Here is a 15,733-nt window from a genome sequence, read left to right as displayed (position 1 = left end):
CACCTGCCATGCTTGATCCAGCCCTGCTCCGCCACCAGCCCGCCGACCTCGCCGAACGCCTGCGCACCAGCCGCGGCTTCGAGCTCGACGTGTCTGCCCTGGAGTCCCTGGAGGCCGATCGCAAGCGCATCCAGGTGCGGACCCAGGAGCTGCAGAGCCTGCGCAACAGCCGCTCCAAGGCCATCGGCCAGGCCAAGGCCAAGGGCGAGGACGTCTCGGCCATCATGGCCGAGGTCGCCGCCTTCGCCGACGAACTGAAGGCCTCGGAAGTGGCGCTGGACGAGCTGCGCGAGAAGATCGAAGCAATCTCGCTGGGTATTCCGAACCTTCCGGCCGACGACGTACCGGCCGGTGCCGACGAGAACGACAACGTCGAGCAGGCGCGCTGGGGTACCCCGCGCCAGTTCGATTTCAAGGTGCTGGACCACGTCGAACTGGGCGCCCGCAACGGCTGGCTGGATGGCGAAACCGCCGCCAAGCTGTCCGGTTCGCGCTTCACCGTGCTGCGCGGCCCGATCGCGCGCCTGCACCGTGCGCTGGCCCAGTTCATGGTCGATCTGCACACGGGCGAACACGGCTACGAGGAAACCAACGTACCGCTGCTGGTCAACGCCGAATCGCTGCGCGGCACCAGCCAGCTGCCGAAGTTCGAGGATGACCTGTTCAAGACGGCCGTCGGCGAGTCCACGCGCTACCTGATCCCCACCTCGGAAGTGCCGCTGACCAACATCGTGCGCGACGAGATCATCGACGCCGAGCGCCTGCCGCTGCGCATGACCGCGCATTCGATGTGCTTCCGTGCCGAGGCGGGCAGCGGCGGCCGCGACGTGCGCGGCATGATCCGCCAGCATCAGTTCGAGAAGGTCGAGCTGGTCTCGATCTGCCAGCCGGAAGACAGCGAGGCCGAGCACCAGCGCATGACCCGCTGTGCGGAAGTCGTGCTGGAAAAGCTGGGCCTGCCGTACCGCAAGGTGCTGCTGTGCACCGGCGACATGGGCTTCGCGGCGGTGAAAACCTACGATCTGGAAGTCTGGCTGCCGTCGCAGGAGACCTACCGCGAGATCTCCTCGTGCTCGAACTGTGGTGACTTCCAGGCCCGCCGCATGCAGGCGCGCTGGCGCAACCCGGCCACCGGCAAGCCCGAGCTGGTGCACACCCTGAACGGCTCGGGCGTGGCGGTCGGCCGCGCGATGATCGCGGTGATGGAGAACTACCAGAACGCCGACGGCAGCATCACCGTGCCGGAAGCGCTGCGCCCGTACATGGGTGGCCTGGAAACCATCGCCTGACAACCGGCTCAGGTGGGTGCCATGCTTGCATGGCACCGAATCCACGCATGGCGTGGATCTGCAATGCGGCTACATCCACGCCCTGCGTGGATGAGCCCCGCGATCACTCTACAACCCGCACCTTCTCCAACGGCACCCATCCCGCCTCGCCCGCCTCGGGCATGCACCACGCCCAACCATTCAGTGTGCGCACCCCGCGCAGCAGCTGCCCGGGATCGACATCCAGCTCCCGCGCGCAGTAATCCGCGGTGGCAAACGCGTCGCCCTGCGCATCGCGACCGATCACCGGTGCCGGCACGAATCCGGGCTGCTGCCCCTCGGCCTGGCACAGGAACCAGTCCTCCCAGCCCTCCGGGCCTTCATAGCGCTCGCCTACCGCCAGCGCCTGGCCGCGGAGCAGGGTGATCGGGTGTGGGAATTCGCTGCGGTGCGTGGTCGTCACGATGTAGTTCATGGCCCACTGTACCGTCTCCGCCGGGCCATGCCCGGCGGGCGGGAACCGGGCCACAAAAAACGGCCCCGCATTGCGGGGCCGTCGGGGTGGGCCGGGAGGGGGGAGGGGAATCCCGGCCCGCGTTCAACGCCCAGACGAGGAGAGAGGGGCGCTGAACGCTGGAACGCGTTACGCCGTTGCCGCTTCCGCCGCCTCATGCGAGGGCAGTGCAGCCAGTGCACCGGCAATGGCGTCTTCGCGGTGCTGCGGCGAGTAGGCGATGCCCTCGGCACGCACGAACTCGACCTCATTGATGCCCATGAAGGCGAACACCTGGCGCAGGAACGGCTCCTGGAAGTCGGCCGGCGAATCGGTGTAGATGCCGCCACGGCTGCTGGCGATGATCACCCGCTTGCCACCGGCCAGACCCACCGGGCCATTCTCGGTGTACTTGAAGGTGCGGCCGGCCACGGCCACGCGGTCGATCCAGGCCTTCAGGGTGGACGGGATGCTGAAGTTGTACATCGGCGCGCCGATCACCACCACGTCGGCATCGAGGAACTGCTGCATCACCTGTTCAGCGTCGGTCGCCTCGGCCGCATCGGTCTTGGCCAGCGAGCTGCTGCGCAGATGCGGTACCGGATTGGCGTCAAGATCGCGATAATCGACCTGCAGGCCGTCGATCTGGTCCTTGAACCGGGCCACCACCGCCGCCGACAGCTGGCGGGAGACGGAATTGTCGCCAAGCACGCTGGCGTCGAGATGCAGAAGCTTCATGGCAGTCACCTATGTTCTGGAAGGAAGGGCGGGTTTGCCGCCGACGGAGAGAAGGATAGGTTGTTGCAAAGGCGGAATAAAGGTGGTTGAATGCCACGTATTGTTCTAGATATGGAACTCGGGTATGCATGACCTGAATGATCTGTACTACTTCGCGATGGTGGTCGACCACGGCGGGTTCGCCGCGGCCGAGCGCGCCCTGGGCATCCCCAAATCGCGCCTGAGCCGCCGCATCAGCCAGCTGGAGACCGACCTGGGCGTGCGGCTGCTGCAGCGCTCCACGCGCCGCTTCGCGGTCACCGACGTCGGCACCAGCGTGCACCGTCACGCGCAGACCATGCTGGCCGAAGCACAGGCCGCACGCGAAGTGGTGGACCGCCTCAGTGCGGAGCCGCGCGGCGTGGTCCGCGCCAGCGTGCCGGTGTCGTTGGCGCAGATGCAGCTGCCCAAGCTGCTGCCCAAGTTCCTGGAGCAGTACCCGAAGGTGCGGCTGCAGCTGAACATCAGCAACCGCCGCGTGGACATCATCAACGAAGGCTACGACGTGGCCCTGCGCGTGCGCTCGCGCCTGGACGACGATGGCAGCCTGGTGATGCGCAGCTTCGGCCAGGTGCAGGAACTGCTGGTGGCCAGCCCGAAGTACCTGGACCGCGCCGGCCGCCCGAAGGAGCCGGAAGAGCTGACCCAGCACGTCACCCTCAGCATCAGCGAGGACGAGGCGCGCCAGCGTTGGGAACTGCATGGCCCGGAAGGCGAGGTGCGCCGGGTGGACCTGCAGCCGCGCGTGGCCGGCTTCGATTTCCCGCTGCTGCAGAGCATGGTGAAGGACGGCTTCGGCATCACCATGCTGCCGGAGACCGTGTGCGCCGATGCCGTGCGCAATGGCGAACTGGAAGTGGTGCTGCCGGACTGGTCGCTGCCACAGGGCGTGTGCCACGCCGTGTTTGCCTCGCGTCGCGGCCTGCTGCCGGCGGTGCGCGTGTTCATCGATTTCCTGGCCGAGCACCTGCCGCCGCAGCTGGAGGCCTCGCGCCTGCATTGCGATGGCGCCTGCGAGAAGGCCAAGGAGCGCATCAAGGCCAGCGCGCTGGGTGCGCTGGCGGTGGATGCGGGCTGAGCCGCGCGCGAATAGAGAATAGAAGCCCCGGCCATGTCCGGGGGCTTCTTGTTTCAATGCGTAGCTGTCATCCGCAAGCCCAATCGATCTTCATCTGTTCAAGATCGAGCTGGGCGTTGCCGCCGCCAAAGTTGAAGCCACCGAAGCCTTCCTCGAACTCGAGGTAATAGGGGCCGAACTCAGGGTAGCCCTGCTGGGGCAGCATTGTTCCACCGAGGTGGGCAACGGAATCCCAGCGACTCAGATTCAGTTCTTGTCCGAGATCGCTGAATGCCTCGATGTATCCACTGATGGCGCATTCGCTTTCCCATTCACGGGGCGATCTGCCCACATTGGGATCATCAGCGCGGATGACCGCGTTGATCGGCAACGCGACTGACGGATTGGCAGCACCGCCAACTCCCGCGCCAGGAATAGGGTCGTCCCCGCTTCTGGTGCACAGCCAGCTGTCGCGGAAGTAGCTGGCGTAGTCCTTCTCTATCCAACCGGGCGGGTCTTCCAGCAGGGTCGAGAGCGACTTGGGGGGCAAGCTCAGTTCGCCTTCAAATTCCTGCTGTGTGAGCCAGATCGCACAGTACTGTGTGCCGAGGATGTCCTCCATGGTGCGGCTGTGGGGATGCTTGGCATGGCGGTAATGCCAGAAGGGAAGCAGGTTGCTGTCATCGGGCGGTGTCATTGCAAGCGGACTGTCAAAGAACGCAGCGATCTCCTCCACGTGCGACAGCTCCTCCTGCTGATCGTCGACAAACATGCACAGGGCAACCCATTGCTCTCCCTTGACTCGGTACTCCGGGGGCAGGTGCAGGGTGAAGGCGTGTCGCAGTGGCTGCCCGTTGCTTGCACTGAGCGGCCATTGCGCGGAGGAGATGCCCGGTGGCAGGCCGAGGGTCCAACCGCCGCTCCATTCGTCGCCCCGGTCGACCCTGGGGAGTATCCGTTGCGGACCCAGCTCCAGGTCGAAGGCATTGGTCAGCGTCGGATCGAAGACGGGTAGGGCTGGCTCACAGTAGACGGCACAAGGATTGTCGAGGCGCACGCTCCTGACCGTGTTGTCCTGTGTGCTCACGTTCGCGGTGACCTTCATCCCACCGTCCGAGATGAAGCCATAGCGCGTCCACCCGGCCTCTGTCGTATCAGGATCTTCCGGAAGTGCTGTCAGGCGAGGGTTGGCGGCCAGAGCATCGCTGATGAACATGCCCGTGCGCAATCCTTCAATCAGGAGCGTCCTTGGCATCGAACAGGAGAACAGGACATATCCAACGGCACGCTCCTCATCCAGTCGGGCGAACACATCCTTTGTCAGGCAGGTCAGACGGCCCTGTTCATCCGGTTCGCGCCAGCGATGTCCCAGTAGCTTGGCCAGCGCGCTGGCGGGCATGCCAGGCCGGATGGAGAGGAGGTCGAGAGAGTTCATGTGGGCCATTGCCGAGCGGAAATGAGCAGGCTAGTGGTCTAGGACAGTGCTAGCTATGAACATTGTTGCGACTTGGAGGTCCAGCCGTGGCGGGGGCCTTGGGCATTTCCTCCGGCCGTGCGAGAATGCGTTCCCGGCCAGCAGTGCCGGGCCGATACGGAGAGATGGCCGAGCGGTTTAAGGCACCGGTCTTGAAAACCGGCGAAGGGTTAAACCTTCCGTGGGTTCGAATCCCACTCTCTCCGCCAATCATTTATGCAAGTTCATGCTTGCCATCAAGCATCCCGCCAAACTGGCTGGATGACTTCAATGAGTTTTCGTCTATCGACTGATGGATAGGTTCGGTCGGGCTGCTAGGCGGCTGGGGGCATGGAGCTGGCACTCCAGGCCGACCGTGAGTTAGGCGGGGATTCCGTACCTCTTGGCGACGTTGCGAGCTGGGCGGCAGCACGTGCCGTCGAGCAGGGCGTTGAGAGTCGCATTCGCCGCGCCCTTATGTAGAGCCAACTTTTTAATTGGCGTTCTTTGGTAAAGCCGACGAAAGCACTCGGCATAGAACTGTCGTACGACCGCCGGGGTGTCCGGCTTGTACCCGCCCTCAATCTCAAAGAAGCGCCGGAGGCAGAGGATGACTAGGTCCGACAGCTGGACGAGGAGATTGCGTGTCGAGTCGAGGGGATAGCTGAACTCGGCAATCCACTTTGTTCTGCACGCCACTGGACTCCCGAAGCGGCGTCGTTGGGTTATTTCCGCAATGGCATGAGTGTGCTCATCCTTCTTGTCGATAATCAGCATCCCCCTCGCTGTGCGGCCCAGACCTTCTGAAACCCTATGGTCGATCTCGGTAATCATGTAGTCGTACGCGAGGGTATAGGGCGTGCTTGCGTGGGTGGGAAGGGCGGCGACATTGATCGCGAGGGCGGCTGCAAGTTTCGACTTGTCTATGGCAATGTAGTGGACGTGATGCTTCCGCGACTCGATTACGCTGGGAAAATCTCGTACAAGTTGCAAGCGCCGCTCAATCAGGTGGCCCGCAAAGGGACCTTCACCATTGGGCGAAAGCAACTCGCACCCATGTAGCTCGAAGGCAGCTGGAGGTGCACCGCCGAAATAGTCGTTGAGGAGGTCGGACAAAGCGGCGTAGGTTGTGTTCCACCCTTCATCGCGCAGGTTGACCCCTCCAAGCACAAATACTGGTTGCTGGGCGTCCGCCAAGTTCGCGCCGGTATCGCCCGACTCGTCCAAGTAGAAGAAGTGCATCCCTTGCTCCTTCCCGCGATTGCATTTACATGGTTGGGTTGATCAAGATTAGTTCAACGAGGGTGTTTGTCGTGGGTTTCGGATTGAACTCTGCGCCTTCCCAAGGGCATGCCGGCAGAAGCCGCAGTTGAGCAGTCCGATTCGACAGGTCTCTCGGCATCAGCGGCTTCCACCATGTGGAAGCAGGCGCTGAACACACGCTTCTCCGCACCATTCGTGGTGCCGGAGGTGCCTGGGGTGTAGCCGGAAACAACCACCCTATAGTGCTTTCCCGCACGCAAAGCTGTGCCGAGTGCAGGCTCTCCCTCCTGACCGTACGGCAGACACTGACCAGGACCCAGCGCAGGCTCGGTAGACCCTTCGCGAAGAAAGATGCGCTGCCAGACAGGCGGATGTCCCTTGCCCACTTCCGTCACTGTCACGCCCGCGATAATCGGCGGGGCAGCACGTGTCTCACGCGTGTCAGGCACGCCAAAACACGGTACGCCATCGTGTGCCTGGATCGTGGCGCGCTGATAGGTCCCATGGGGCTGTGAACCCGTGGCCATCATTGGCAACAGCAGGATCACCAGGGCCACCGTCTGTCGCATCAACGGGTCACCTCGAAGTGGCATCTGCTACGTGCCGTCTTCGCGTACGGGTGGCGGTCCGGACGAGAGTGCAGTCGCGCAGTCCGATATGACGGATTTCATGCTTTTGCCGGCCACGTCCACCATGTGGAAGCAGGCACTGAACACACGCGCCTGTGCTTCATTCTTCTTGCCCGGCGTGCCAGGTGTGCGCCCCCATATCTCCACCTGGTAGCGCTTGCCCGGCCGCAGCGCGGGGGCGGATGCCGCGCCCTCGCCGTAGGTGAGGCACTGGCTGGGGGGCAGCGCAGGTTCGGTTGTGCCCTCGCGCAGAAAATCATGTTCCCATAGCGGGGTGCCGCCGGTGCCCACTTCCATCACGGACACGCCAGTGACAAGGGGGGCGTTGACGCGCGTTTCATGGGTATCGGGCACGCCGAAGCAGGGCACACCCTCACGGCTCTGTATCGTCGCCTGCTGGTAGCGACCGGCTGGCGAGGAGCAGCTGGCCATCATCGGCAGGAGCAGCCCCAGCAGAGCCACCGGCAGTTGTAGTCGCATCATCGGGTCGTCCTCGGGAGGTTGTCCTTGCTGCTGCGGTCGGCCAGGAACTGGGAGAGCGCGCGCTCGAGTTGTGCGCCGATGCCAGCCGTCGCGCGATAACGCGTGTTGTTCATGCTCGACTGTGAGCCACGGAACGTGACGAGGAAGTAGTCCGCCAGAATGTCACCCTGGGCCTCCATGTTGTAGTCATGCAGCAGCCGCGTCTCGTCAAGCACGTAGTCGTAGCTCATGTTCGGCCGGGGTGCCCGCACCAGCTTGACGTTGTAGCCAAGCTGATACTGCCAGACGTGGGCCATCTCATGGATGAAGAACGCCTGGAATCTCACGGTATCCAGCGAGTAATCCTCCCGATAGATACCCTTCGGGAAATACATCTGCCCGTTGGGCGTCACGGCGGTGTCCTTGTCCTGGAAGCCGAAGAACATCCAGTAGCCGTGGTTATGGACTTTCACGGTGCTGTAGTCGACTGCATCGCCGAACACCAGGCGTGCCATCTCGATCTCGCCGGCGGTCATGGCGCGTTCGTGGCCAGGCGCGCTTACCGGTACCACGGAGGTGCCCATGCCCTCGGAGGTGGTCACTACACCGTCCACATCGAACACTTCCGCTTCGTCGGTGCTGGCCGGTGCCGTGCGCGCACAGCAGCCGGTCGGCTGTGTCGGCGGGCGCAGTTCGGCACGCACGATGGCCTGGCTCTGCGCGGTCGATACCCGCGCCGTCTCGCCCTGCGCATTGGTGGTGCCGGAAAGGGTCTGCCCATCGGCCAGATGCAGCGTGTACGGCACCTCGGCCAACGGTGCGCCCTGCAGGCCGAGAAAACGGATGGCCTGATCGAACGCGGTGGGCAGTGCGCGCGCCAGCTGTGCGGCCGTGCTGGCGACCGCGGCCGCCTTGCCAGCACCGCCTGCGGCCCCGCCGCCGCCACCACCCCCTCCGCCCCCCGTGACATGCACCACGGCCTGCTGGCTGGACAACACCCGGCAGCCGCAGGCCAGCGCGCTGCCGTGCAACGCCACCGGCTGGCCGTCCACCATCAAGGTGGCATCGCCTTCAACAATTGGAAAGACGCCTTTATGCAGGGTAGGGCAGGTCGCCTTGTCGCTGACCCGCGCGACGCCGATGCCGTCGATGTCGGTTTCACTTGAGGCCGTGATGACCCGTCCGCCGCTGGAGGTCGGGTCCCCCATCACAATCCAGTTCCGTCCCATGGTTCGCTTCCATTGCAGACCAGGGCTCCATGATGCGCCGGTTCAGGTCGGGTTGGCTGAATAGGCGGCGAGGCGGATGGCAGGCCGCACTGTGTCGCGACCCGCCGTGGTGCTGCGGGTTCTGGATCAACGCAGGCGTGCCTCGGTCAGCGGCGTCGAGTGAAGGCGGTCACAAGTTGATGTTTCGCTCGCGGCGCTCTGTCGCGTGCTGCGCCAAATGCCGCATCTGCCTCTTTTCCAGAGGCCGCGCAGGGCAAACGATGGTCGCGCCAAGGCACCCGCCCTGGCCGGGATTGGCGTCCCGAACTTACATGACGCGCGGCGTCGCGGTTGCGGTGAAAATTGCAATCGCGACAATGCATCACTCTGCCAGTTCACGGCGGATGGTGCGTGGGGATCACTGATCCGCCGGCTTCCTGCGGCATGTATCCGGCACGCCAACCCGCACCGTCCGCCACCTTGCCTTTGCGGGTGGCCCACCTGTGAGGTTGCCGCCATGCCTGATCTGCGCCCCGACTATCCCCGCCTGCACGCCCTGCTCGGCGATGCGCTGCGTGATCTTCCCGACGCCCTTGCTGAAAAGATGGAAGACGCCCTCAGCGATGCCGCCGCGTCCTCGCCACCGTCCGCGTTCTTCACCCATCTGCTGGGCCATGGCAGGAACCTGCGCGCGGATGGCCAGCCCTGGACCGAAACCCGCCTCAGCCCGGGGCGTGCGTTCGATCTGGCCCTGGCGACCCGATGCGCATCCGGTATCACCGCGCTGACGGCAGTGCTGCAGGCATCCCACGTGGCCCGGGAAAACGACGATCCCGACTGTTATCCCTCGGCGGCGCTGGTCCATGGCATGTTCGATGCCTGCCATGCGCTGTCGCTGCAGATCGAGCGCTGCCTCGTTCCCTGAGCCGCCTGTTGTCCCTCACGCCTCGTTTGCATTTCCGCCGTCCGCCATTGCTAAGGTCGCTGCGCACCCCGAACAGGAACCTGCAATGACCCGGATGTCCTCGCTCACGCTGCTCGCACTCTGCCTCGCCCCCACGCTGGCCTTCGCCCAGTCCGATCGCGAGGTGGCCGAACACATGGTCACCCGCGCCGCCAATGTCTGCCCCGGCCACAGCGCCGAGCGCACCACGCCCACGGTGAAGAAGGTCCCGGTCGGCGCGCTGCGGGTGATGCTGGATCGTGGCCTGGTGATGTGCCCGGACCGGCGCCTGGACGCCAGCGCGCCGGCCGTGTTCTACGGCCGGGTAGGTGTGTTCGGCTGGAACCCGGACGTTCCAGCGGCAGCGACCGTGGTCATCGGCCAGATCGACGCGATGACGCGCAAGGACGAGTACCCGGTGGGAACCCTGGTGTGGGATGCCCAGGGCAGGGCGCTGAGCCAGCAGATCGTGCCGGCCTTCGAGCCGCGCCCTGGCGCCGCGGTGCTGTACAAGGTCCGCTAGGGCGCCATCGGAGGCGCGGTGTCCGGCACCAGCGTGAACCGGTAGCGGTTCTCGTAAAGCTTCACTTCCAGCTGTGTCCGGCCGCGCCGTTCAAGGGTGTACAGCTTGCCGGCCCAGGGGCTGCCCAGGGCCGTGATCGGATTGATGTTGCCCAGCCGGCTGGCGTCCAGATGCACCACGACGCGGTCGTCCAGGTACGCCACCTTCACCGTGCTGAAGAACGTGGCGTACTGGCCGCTGGTCATCGCGGCATAGCCGGACAGCTCCGGGTGCGCCACCAGGAAGGCGAACTGCGTGCTGAAGTCGATACCGGAAAGATCCGGCGCGCGGTACTGCGATTGCCGGGCCCACGCAGCGTCGGTGCTGTCCAGCGCATCGGCGGAGGTGATGGGGAAGAACTGGAGATCCATGTAACCAGGGCCGTTGCCATCGACGCGGGCCTGCCCGCCTTCCACCGAAGCCGACGAGACCAGGTTCGGGTAGGCCAGCGCCGGCAGCCCGCTGACACGGAACTCGCTGTGCGCCTGCACCTCCTGCGGTGGGTTGAAGAACTCGCCGACCTTCTCGCTCTGGCAGGCCGAGAGCAGGGCCAGCAGGGCCAGCGGCAACGCGCGTCCGAGCGCGGAACGGGGGTGGATCATGCGATGTGCCTCATCCTTGGGGGACGACAGTAGACCACGCTCTGCGGCAGCGGTACTGGTCCGACGCATTGCGCTGCCTGTTCAGGCATGTATTTGCGGGGCTGCGTGCACAAGCCCGACGCGTGGATATGCTAGCGTTGAGACGTTCCACCGTTGGCCTGGATGCCTGATGAACTACGCTGAATGGATTCGCGAACAGCACGCGCGCAGTGTGGCGGCCGAGCAGATCGCCGAGGCCGCGCTGGATGGGCCGGCACTGTGTGCAGGCGACAGCGAAAGCCTTGCGCCGCTGCTGCGGGGAGTGAGCCAGCTGCTGGCGGTGCCGGTGGCCGATGTGCAGATTGTCGGCTCGGCCCGCTTCGGCTTTTCGCTGCGCGATGGCGCGGCTTTCGATCCCGCGTTTTCCGATCTGGATCTGGCCATCGTCAACGCCGGGTTGTATCAGCGGTGCTCGGCGCCGACGGCGGCGTCGGCCGATGCCGCCCGCTTCCCGGAGCGTGATTTCCCCGCCGACGAGCGCATCGCAGTGCGCAAGGCATTCGATGCGCTTTCACTTTCAGTGGCCGACCGCTTCGCCTACGTCTCGGTCGCGGTGTTCCCGGACCAGGCCGCGCTGGTGCGCGCACAGGCAGGGCGCATCCGTGCCTACCTGGGCGTTGCGGGCCCGGCGCCCGCTGCCCGACCGGCCGGTGCCGCGCCCGCCGGCGCCGTGGAAACCCCCTTCCAGCACATCGTGGATGCGGGCCTGCCGCAGTACCTGCTGCCCATCGCTGCCAGTACACCGGGCAATGCCTCACCCTGGCTGGCCGACCGTGCGGCCTTCGAGCGCGCGTTCGGCGGCAGCAGCCTGCGCCGGGTGCGGCTGGCGGCGCTGGGGCGCGCACTCGCCGACCTGGCGCAGGTGGTGCAGGTGCACTGCTGTCTGGTGGGCGGCAGCTTCGTGGACGTCTCCAATGCCGTGCCGAACGATCTGGACATCGTGGTGTTCTACAGTGCGCGGGCAGACGTCCGCTTCGAGCCGGGGCGTGCCCTGCAGCGGCTGACCCGCAAGTTCCTGCTTGAACACATCGACATGCGTTTCGTGCCGTGCGACGCCGAGCCGTGGCTGATGGTCAAGCTGACCTCGTACTTCACCCAGTTGTATCAATCGCGCCGGCCGGGCACGGAGGCGCGCGAACATGGCCTGGTGCTGTTGCTGCCGGGTACCGGGACGGGGCAGTGATGACCGCACGCCTCGCCACCGCGCCCACGGATGCCCCCGTCGCCACCGAACGGGGGCTGATGCCGCTGCCGCCGCCGCCGCCGTCCCCGGCGCTGGCAGAGCGGCTGCAGGCGTGCAACCTCAGGCTGCCCGCGCTGCTGCCCTGCGCGCAGCCCTGCGAAACGCTGTGGTCCCATCGCGGGCATCCGCGGCTGCGGGCGGCGGTGCAGCAGCTGCGCCATCCGCTGTCGGCGCACATGCAGATGCCGGCGTTCGATCTGGCCGCGCTGGCTGCGGCGGAGGCGGCCGAGGCCGACGTCTATCGGCAGTGGCACCGCACCGTGCAGGGGCCGCTGTCGATGGCCGATGTACAGCGCTTCGTCTCGCTCAGCACCGGCGGTGACGGCGCGCTGCGCAGCGGGCCGGTATGGATCCGCGCCCGTGATGGGCGCGCGCAGCTGCCGATGGTGCCGGCCTTGCAGGGGGCCGCGCGTTGGGACGAGCTGCTGCGGCAACGGGCCGCGCCCGATCCGGCTGAGGGCCTGCGGTCTGCGGTGCAGCTGCTGGCGCTGGCCAACAATGCCCATGCCTTTGCCGACGGCAATGGCCGGCTGGGGCGCGCGCTGTTCAATTTCTGCCTGCACCGCGCCGGGCTTCCGCAGGCCTGCTTCATCCCGCTGAAGGTGCTGACGGTGCTGTCCCGTGGCGGCTACGAAGTGCGCCTGCGCGAGGCGGAACTGTACGGTCGCTGGGAAGGGCTGTACGCCTGGCACTGCACGGCAATCGAGTTGTATGCATGGCTGGGACAGCAGCCGGCCATGCCCGACCGGAACGAGGATGTCTGATGTTCAACAAGCGCTATTGGCGGGTGCAGTCTGAAGTGAGCGAATGCGGGCTGGCATGCCTGGCGATCTGCTCGTCCATGCTGGGCGCGGATCTGGAAATGAGCGAGCTGCGGCGCAAGTACCACAACTCCCAGCGCGGTGTGGACCTGAACCAGCTGATCGCGCTGGCCAGCGCGCTGGACATGCAGTGCCGGCCGGTGCGCTGCGAGCCCAGCGATCTGCAGCATCTGGGCACGCCGGCCATCCTGCACTGGAAGCTCAATCATTTCGTGGTGCTGGAGAAGGTCTCACGCGGCCGCTACCACATCATCGACCCGGCCCATGGATCGCTGTCCTTCAGCGAAGCGGAGCTGTCCCAGGCCTTCACCGGCATCGCGGTGGAGGTCAGTTCCTCGCCCAGCTTCCGGCCGCGCAAGCAGCGTTCGCCGCTCAACATCTGGTCGATGATCCGCTTCAAGGGCGGCGTCGGCACCGCGCTGTTCCATACGCTGGTCTATACGCTGCTGCTGCAGGGCTTCGTGCTGTTGTCACCGTTCTTCATGCAGCTGGCGGTGGACGAGGGTGTGCTGCGCGGCGACCGCGGCTTCCTGATGGCGCTCGCGCTGGGGTTCGGTGCGGTGGCCGTGTTCAACAGCCTGGCCGAGGCGCTGCGCGGGGTCACGCTGCAGCGGGCGTCGGCGTTGATGGGCTGGGACATGAGCCGGCGCCTGTTCCATCATCTGGTCAGCCTGCCGCTGACCTGGTTCCATCGACGCCGTCTGGCCGATGCGCTGTCGCGGATGGAGTCGATCGACCCGATCCGCCAGCTGATCGCCAACGGGCTCATCGGCGCACTGCTGGACGGTGTGCTGGCGCTGGGCATCATCGTGCTGATGTTCGTCTACTCGCCGCTGATGAGTCTGGTCGCACTGACTGCGCTGGGGCTGTACGTACTGATGCGGGTGGCCGCCATCCCGATGTCGATGAAGATGGGCATGGCCAGTCTGCAGGCGAACATCGCCGAGCGCGGGACGCGCATCGAAACGCTGCGCGCGATGCAGTCGATCAAGACCATGGGCGGCGAGTTCTCGCGCGAATCGATCTGGGCCAACAAGTACGCCGATCTGGTGCGTGCTTCGTTGAACAGCGCCAACCTGCAGATTGGCATCGGCGCGGGGCGCACCCTGCTTGATGGCCTCAGCCTGGTGGCCATCGTCTACATCGGCGCCCAGGCGGTACTGGCCAACACGCTGACAGTAGGCGCGCTGTATGCCTTCGTGGCCTACCGGCAGCAGCTGAGCAACCGGCTGACCACGCTGGTGGACCAGTGCATCGCCTGGCGCCTGACCGAGCTGCATTCGGACCGCATTGCCGATATTGCCCTCAGTCCCAGCGAAGAGGGCTTCAGCAAGGATCCTTCGGCGTCGGACAGCATGGAGGGGCACATCCAGCTGCGTTCGGTGTACTTCCAGTACTCGGCACAGGAAGCGCCGGCGCTGAAGGACATCAACCTGGCCATTGCGCCGGGCGAGTTCGTGGCCATCACCGGCCCGTCCGGCTGTGGCAAGAGCACGCTGGTGAAGGTGCTGACCGGGCTGTACCCGCCCAGCGCCGGCGAGCTGCTCTATGACGGGCTGAACATCGCCAGCTGGGGGCCGCGCGTGGTCCGTCAGCGGATGGGCGTGGTGATGCAGGATGATGAGCTGTTGACCGGTTCGATCGTGGAGAACGTGACTTTCTTCGCCGAGCGCCCGGACATCGCGCTGGTCTGGCAGTGCCTGGAAATGGCGGCAGTGAAGGAGGATGTGCAGCGCATGCCGATGCAGCTGGAAACGCTGGTGGGCGACATGGGCTCGACCCTCTCCGGTGGCCAGAAGCAGCGCCTGCTGCTGGCCCGCGCGCTGTACCGCAAGCCCAGCATCCTGGTGCTGGATGAGGCCACCGCGAACCTGGACGTGGCGCGCGAGAGCCGCATCTACCAGGCGCTGGCGCAGCTGGATATCACCCGCATCCTGATCACCCACCGCCCCGACACCATGCGCCTGGCCGACCGTCTGGTGCGCATCGATCAGGGCAGGGTGGTGGGCGATACCCGCAAGCCCACCGCAGCGGCGCCCACAGCAGCGCCGACCGTCAACCTCATTCCTGCCGTCGTTTCGCCGCCAGCAGTGGCTCCAGCAGCCAGTCCAGCAGCGAACGCTTCTCCAGAACCAGACAGGCTTTGAGGCGTGCTACAGCCAGGAATGAAACCACGCCGACGCGGGCACCCAACCAGAATTGCCGGGCGCCCAGCGCCCGACAAACGCCATCCTTCACTGCACGGTGGGGCGCATATCCCTAGCGTGCGGCGCGATAGAAGCTGAGCAGGCACTCGTCGCGGGATCCATCGGTAGTGAAGTGCAGGACAGTCCCGTTGGAACGAAGCTCGTAAGCAGATTCCCTGCTCACTCGTTCAGCGGCTGCATTGTGCGGGTTCGGCGGATACATGAACTGCTCAAGCGCGTATTTTTCCTTCAAGGACGCAGCGGGATAGCAATGACCCTGTTCCAGCTTGGCATAGAAGAAACTGATTCCCTGCACCAGGCGCGGATGGATCCTGAATTCGGTATAGGCGATCCGGTAACCATCGCGGGTCTCGATCGGGCTTGACCTGAAAACGACGGGGTCGGTATTGCTGTTGCCCTGCTGCATGAATTCACGTGCGCCCATGCTTCGGAAGAAATCGAAGCCCAGCGGCCAAGGGGCATCGGCAACCTTCTGAATCACGTCTTCAAGTGAATTCTCGTTGCTGTCCTTTCCTCGGGCGCCGTCTTCAGCAGATGCCTGGAATGCGAGTGACAGGGTCAACGCCAACAGCGGCTGCAGGAGATGTTTCCGGCAGAGATTGAGGTTCATCGTTCCTGTTCCTGGAGACGGCCGCCCAGTCGCCACATGGAAGCCACCTCATCGCCAGGCCTGCGCGGAGCGTGGGCATTGCAGTTCCGCGACGGC

The 15,733-nt window shown here is 65.3% G+C and carries 15 protein-coding genes and 1 tRNA gene; 8 read left to right on the top strand and 8 right to left on the bottom strand.

Annotated features, from left to right (window positions below):
• Positions 1-8: 8 nt before the first annotated feature.
• Entirely contained in the window at positions 9-1,289 is a 1,281-nt protein-coding gene (gene serS, locus ABE543_RS09825) for a serine--tRNA ligase (protein WP_346475633.1), read from the top strand.
• Positions 1,290-1,392: 103 nt separating this feature from the next.
• Here serS and ABE543_RS09820 read toward each other — a convergent pair whose 3' ends face one another.
• Entirely contained in the window at positions 1,393-1,743 is a 351-nt protein-coding gene (locus ABE543_RS09820; RefSeq protein WP_111186121.1) for a ligand-binding protein SH3, read from the bottom strand.
• Positions 1,744-1,911: 168 nt separating this feature from the next.
• Positions 1,912-2,499 carry an NAD(P)H-dependent oxidoreductase gene (locus tag ABE543_RS09815; RefSeq protein ID WP_065176020.1) on the bottom strand — a complete coding sequence of 196 codons (588 nt, stop codon included), beginning with the start codon at positions 2,497-2,499 and terminating at the stop codon, positions 1,912-1,914.
• Between the two features lie 124 nt (positions 2,500-2,623).
• Between ABE543_RS09815 and ABE543_RS09810 the strand changes: the two genes are divergently transcribed.
• Positions 2,624-3,616, top strand: a complete 993-nt coding sequence (locus ABE543_RS09810) for a LysR family transcriptional regulator (RefSeq protein ID WP_053520355.1) — start codon at positions 2,624-2,626, stop codon at positions 3,614-3,616.
• Between the two features lie 67 nt (positions 3,617-3,683).
• On the opposite strand, the gene ABE543_RS09805 is transcribed toward ABE543_RS09810, so the two are convergent.
• Positions 3,684-5,030, bottom strand: a complete 1,347-nt coding sequence (locus ABE543_RS09805; protein ID WP_346475632.1) for a hypothetical protein — start codon at positions 5,028-5,030, stop codon at positions 3,684-3,686.
• Positions 5,031-5,188: 158 nt separating this feature from the next.
• Between ABE543_RS09805 and ABE543_RS09800 the strand changes: the two genes are divergently transcribed.
• A tRNA-Ser gene (locus ABE543_RS09800) sits at positions 5,189-5,278 on the top strand.
• Between the two features lie 151 nt (positions 5,279-5,429).
• Here ABE543_RS09800 and ABE543_RS09795 read toward each other — a convergent pair.
• From ABE543_RS09795 to ABE543_RS09785, 3 genes are all read right to left on the bottom strand, one after another.
• Positions 5,430-6,290, bottom strand: coding sequence for a DUF3800 domain-containing protein (locus ABE543_RS09795; RefSeq protein ID WP_346475631.1), 861 nt, complete (start codon positions 6,288-6,290; stop codon positions 5,430-5,432).
• Between the two features lie 617 nt (positions 6,291-6,907).
• Positions 6,908-7,423, bottom strand: coding sequence for a hypothetical protein (locus tag ABE543_RS09790; protein ID WP_346475630.1), 516 nt, complete (start codon positions 7,421-7,423; stop codon positions 6,908-6,910).
• Positions 7,420-8,610, bottom strand: a complete 1,191-nt coding sequence (locus ABE543_RS09785) for a PAAR domain-containing protein (protein WP_346475629.1) — start codon at positions 8,608-8,610, stop codon at positions 7,420-7,422. The genes ABE543_RS09790 and ABE543_RS09785 overlap by 4 nt, the downstream gene beginning before the upstream one ends.
• 517 nt (positions 8,611-9,127) lie before the next feature.
• Between ABE543_RS09785 and ABE543_RS09780 the strand changes: the two genes are divergently transcribed.
• A complete protein-coding gene (locus ABE543_RS09780; protein WP_262100301.1) occupies positions 9,128-9,535 on the top strand; it encodes a hypothetical protein in 408 nt (135 codons plus the stop codon).
• A 109-nt stretch (positions 9,536-9,644) separates the two neighbouring features.
• The gene (locus ABE543_RS09775) at positions 9,645-10,076 is read left to right on the top strand and encodes a hypothetical protein (RefSeq protein ID WP_346475653.1); all 432 of its coding nucleotides are present in this window, start codon (positions 9,645-9,647) and stop codon (positions 10,074-10,076) included.
• On the opposite strand, the gene ABE543_RS09770 is transcribed toward ABE543_RS09775, so the two are convergent.
• Positions 10,073-10,717, bottom strand: coding sequence for a hypothetical protein (locus ABE543_RS09770; protein ID WP_065183049.1), 645 nt, complete (start codon positions 10,715-10,717; stop codon positions 10,073-10,075). The genes ABE543_RS09775 and ABE543_RS09770 overlap by 4 nt on opposite strands.
• A 169-nt stretch (positions 10,718-10,886) precedes the next feature.
• Here ABE543_RS09770 and ABE543_RS09765 point away from each other — a divergent pair, with 169 nt between their 5' ends.
• Genes ABE543_RS09765 through ABE543_RS09755 form a run of 3 tightly spaced genes read left to right on the top strand, consistent with a single transcriptional unit; the run spans position 10,887 to position 14,967 of the window.
• Positions 10,887-11,939: a hypothetical protein gene (locus ABE543_RS09765; RefSeq protein ID WP_111187024.1), complete on the top strand. Its 1,053-nt coding sequence runs from the start codon at positions 10,887-10,889 to the stop codon at positions 11,937-11,939.
• Positions 11,939-12,763 (top strand): Fic family protein, encoded by an 825-nt coding sequence (locus ABE543_RS09760; RefSeq protein WP_111187023.1) that lies wholly within the window; start codon positions 11,939-11,941, stop codon positions 12,761-12,763. The genes ABE543_RS09765 and ABE543_RS09760 overlap by 1 nt, the downstream gene beginning before the upstream one ends.
• Positions 12,763-14,967: a peptidase domain-containing ABC transporter gene (locus ABE543_RS09755; RefSeq protein ID WP_065176244.1), complete on the top strand. Its 2,205-nt coding sequence runs from the start codon at positions 12,763-12,765 to the stop codon at positions 14,965-14,967. Before ABE543_RS09760 ends, ABE543_RS09755 begins: the two co-directional genes overlap by 1 nt.
• A gap of 112 nt (positions 14,968-15,079) precedes the next feature.
• Here the strand turns inward: ABE543_RS09755 and ABE543_RS09750 are convergent, their stop codons facing one another.
• Complete coding sequence (locus ABE543_RS09750) at positions 15,080-15,637, bottom strand: hypothetical protein (RefSeq protein ID WP_346475628.1); 558 nt, start codon at positions 15,635-15,637, stop codon at positions 15,080-15,082.
• Positions 15,638-15,733: the final 96 nt, after the last annotated feature.

Origin of the sequence: Stenotrophomonas sp. TWI169 (genome assembly GCF_039674705.1) — a bacterium.
Taxonomy (GTDB): Bacteria; Pseudomonadota; Gammaproteobacteria; order Xanthomonadales; family Xanthomonadaceae; genus Stenotrophomonas; species Stenotrophomonas maltophilia_P.
Note: the sequence above shows the minus strand (reverse complement) of the source record. Positions and strands in the feature narration are given on the sequence as shown.